This is a genomic window from Micromonospora craterilacus, assembly GCF_003236315.1.
Taxonomy (GTDB): Bacteria; Actinomycetota; Actinomycetes; order Mycobacteriales; family Micromonosporaceae; genus Micromonospora; species Micromonospora craterilacus.
On the sequence record NZ_POTY01000401.1, the window covers coordinates 1 to 3076 of the forward strand.

The window sequence follows — 3076 nt, forward strand, 5'->3', positions numbered from 1 at the left end:
GTTAGGTGTTCGGCCAGTTCGGCGGCTTCGATCAGGGCGTCCAGGTTGATGCCGGTGTCGATGCCCATGTCGTGGAGCATGTGGACCGCCTCCTCGGTGGCGAGGTTGCCGCTGGCACCGGGGGCGTAGGGGCAGCCGCCCAGGCCGCCGACGCTGGCGTCGAACTCGGTCACGCCCAGCTCCAGCGCGGTCAGCAGGTTGGCCAGGGCGGTACCCCGGGTGTTGTGGAAGTGCAGCAGCAGCGGGATGTGCGCGTTGCGGTCGCGTACGGCGGTGAGCAGGTCACGGACGCGTCGGGGCGTACCCATGCCGGTGGTGTCGCCGAATGCGACGCGGTCAGCGCCGTCGCGGACCACCCGGTCCACGATGGCGGCCACCCGGGCCGGATCGATGTCGCCCTCGTACGGGCAGCCGAAGCTGGTCGCGATGATCACCTCGGCCCGTGCGCCGGCACCGTGCAGCAGGTCGATCAGCTCGGCGATGTCGTCCAGCGACTCGTCCGTGGCTCGGTTGACGTTGCGCCGGTTGTGCGTGTCGCTGGCGGAGACGACCACTTCGATCTCGGTGAAGCCGGCGGCGAGGGCGCGCTGCGCACCACGGGTGTTCGGCACCAGCGCCGAGTAGCGGACCCCGTCGACCTTCGCCGCCCGCTGCCACACCTCGTCGGCGTCCGCCATCTGCGGGATCGCCTTCGGGTGCACGAACGACACCGCCTCGATCCGCCGTACGCCGGTGCGGGAAAGCGCGTCGAGCAGCCGCACCTTGGCGTCGGTCGGGATCGGCTCCTCGTTCTGCAGCCCGTCGCGCGGCCCGACCTCCCGGATCGACACGAACTCCGGCATCTCTGCCATGCAGTCACCTCGCTGTGACACGTCGCTGTTGCTGGTTCCCCCAGCATGTCACCCCACGGACCGGCAATGTCGATCAAGAGGTTCGCGGCCGGAGCCGGCTCGGCCGGACACGAACCTCTTGATCAACGCGATCCCGGCGGGTCAGCGCATCCGGGAGACGATGCCGGTGTCGTAGTCGCCGGAGCCGAACTCCTGGTTCTCCAGCAGTTCGGCGAAGAAGGGGAGGTTGTTCTTCGGGCCGGCCAGCTCGAACGAGGCCACGGCCGACTTCGCGCGCTCGATCGCCTCGGCGCGGGTGTCGGCGCTGACGATGAGCTTGGCCATCAGGCTGTCGTAGAACGGGGTGACGGTGTTGCCCTCGACGTACCCGGAGTCGACGCGCACCCCGTCGCCGGTCGGTTCCACCCAGGTCTTGATCGCCCCGGGGCCGGGCAGGAACCGCTTCGGGTCCTCGGCGTTGATCCGCAGCTCGATGGCGTGCCCGCGCGGGGTCAGCGCGTCCGGGTCGAACGTCGGCGCCAGGCCGGCGGCCACCCGCAGCTGTTCCTCGACCAGGTCCACCCCGTAGACCAGCTCGGTCACCGGGTGCTCCACCTGCAGACGGGTGTTCATCTCGAGAAAGAAGAACTCCCCGGTGGTGGGGTCGAGCAGACACTCCACGGTGCCCGCGTTGCGGTAGTTCACCGCCTCGCCGGCCCGGATCGCTGCGGCGAGCAGGCGCGACCGCAGTTCCGGCGAGACGGCCGGGGACGGGGACTCCTCCACCAGCTTCTGGTTGCGTCGCTGCACCGAGCATTCCCGCTCGCCGAGCGCCACCACCCGACCGTCGGCCAGGCCGAGGATCTGCACCTCGACGTGCCGCACCCGGGGGAAGTACCGCTCGAGCAGCACCGAACCGTCGCCGAACATCCGCTCGGCGAACGCGCGTACCTTGTCGTACTCGGTGCGCAGCGCGGCCTCGTCGGCGGCCACGCCCATGCCCATGCCGCCACCGCCGGCGGCGGCCTTCACCATCACCGGGTAGCCGATCTCGGCCGCCGCGGCGACCGCCGCCGCCAGGTCGGCGGCCGGCTCGGTGGTCCCGGGCGCCACCGGCACGCCGGCCGCGGCCATCAGGTTCCGCGCGTTGATCTTGTCACCCATGGCGCTGATCGCGTCCGCGCCGGGTCCGACCCAGACCAGGCCGCTGGCCTCGACGGTACGGGCGAAGTCGGCGTTCTCCGACAGGAAGCCGTAACCGGGGTGGATCGCCTGCGCGCCGGTGGACTTGGCGGCGGCGAGGATGGCCTCGGTGTTGCGGTAGCTCAGCGCCGGATTGGCCGGGCCGATGCAGACGGCCTCGTCGGCCTCGACCACGAACGGCAGCTCGGCGTCGGCCTCCGAGTGCACCGCGATCGCGCGTACACCGAGCCGCTTCGCGGTACGGATGATCCGGCGGGCGATCTCGCCCCGGTTGGCGACCAGCAGCGACTCGATCATGCTTCCTCCGAGCGTCCAGATGGTGGGAACGCGTGCTAGGGAACCACGACACCCAGGCGAGAAGGAAGGAAGGGGCCCGGTTGACGCCGGCGGCCCCTGGTCAATACGGCGGTGCGGCAGGCCGGTCTGGACCAGGCCGGACGTGCGCCAGCCGCGGTCAGGCCGGCTCGGTGGGGGCGAGCAGGGCGGCGAGCGTGGCGGCGCGCAGCAGCTCGGCCCGGCGCCGGCGGTCGACCTCGCCGCCGAGGAACGGGGTGGAGTTCATCAGGCCGAACGCGGCGTGCGCCAGCACCCGCGCCTCGCCGTCCGGCAGCCCCGGGTGCAGCGCGGTCAGCACGGTCACCCACTCCTCGACGTAGAGCCGCTGGAGGCGACGAATGCGCCGCCGGGGCTCCTCGGGCAGTCGGTCCAGCTCGTGCAGGTGCAGCGCGATGACGGCCGGGTTGGCCAACGCGAAATCGACGTGAAAGTCAATCAACGATTCCAGTACGGCACGCGGGTCGCCCGGGTGCGCGGCGGACCGTTGCCGACCGCCGTCGAGCAGCCCCTCGCTGACCGGCACCAGCGCGGCTACCAGCATCGCCTCCTTGCCGGCGAAGTGGTGGTAGAGCGCCGGGCCGGTCACCCCGGCGGCAGCGCCGATGTCGTCCATCGACACGCCGTGGTAGCCGCGGGAGGCGAACAGGCCCACCGCGATCTCCAGGATCTCGTCCTTGCGGGACCGGCGCCGCCCCGCCCCCGTGGCC

Annotated in this window: 3 protein-coding genes; all 3 read right to left on the reverse strand. The window is 71.6% G+C overall.

Going from position 1 to position 3076, the window contains the following annotated elements; all coding sequences use genetic code 11:
* Positions 1–851: hydroxymethylglutaryl-CoA lyase (locus C1I95_RS33000; RefSeq protein WP_111219929.1), on the reverse strand; the 851-nt coding region annotated here is incomplete at its 3' end.
* Positions 852–992: 141 nt separating this feature from the next.
* Entirely contained in the window at positions 993–2330 is a 1338-nt protein-coding gene (locus tag C1I95_RS33005; protein ID WP_111219927.1) for an acetyl-CoA carboxylase biotin carboxylase subunit, read from the reverse strand.
* Between the two features lie 157 nt (positions 2331–2487).
* The coding region (locus C1I95_RS33010; protein WP_233514037.1) for a TetR/AcrR family transcriptional regulator at positions 2488–3076 on the reverse strand (589 nt) is incomplete at its 5' end.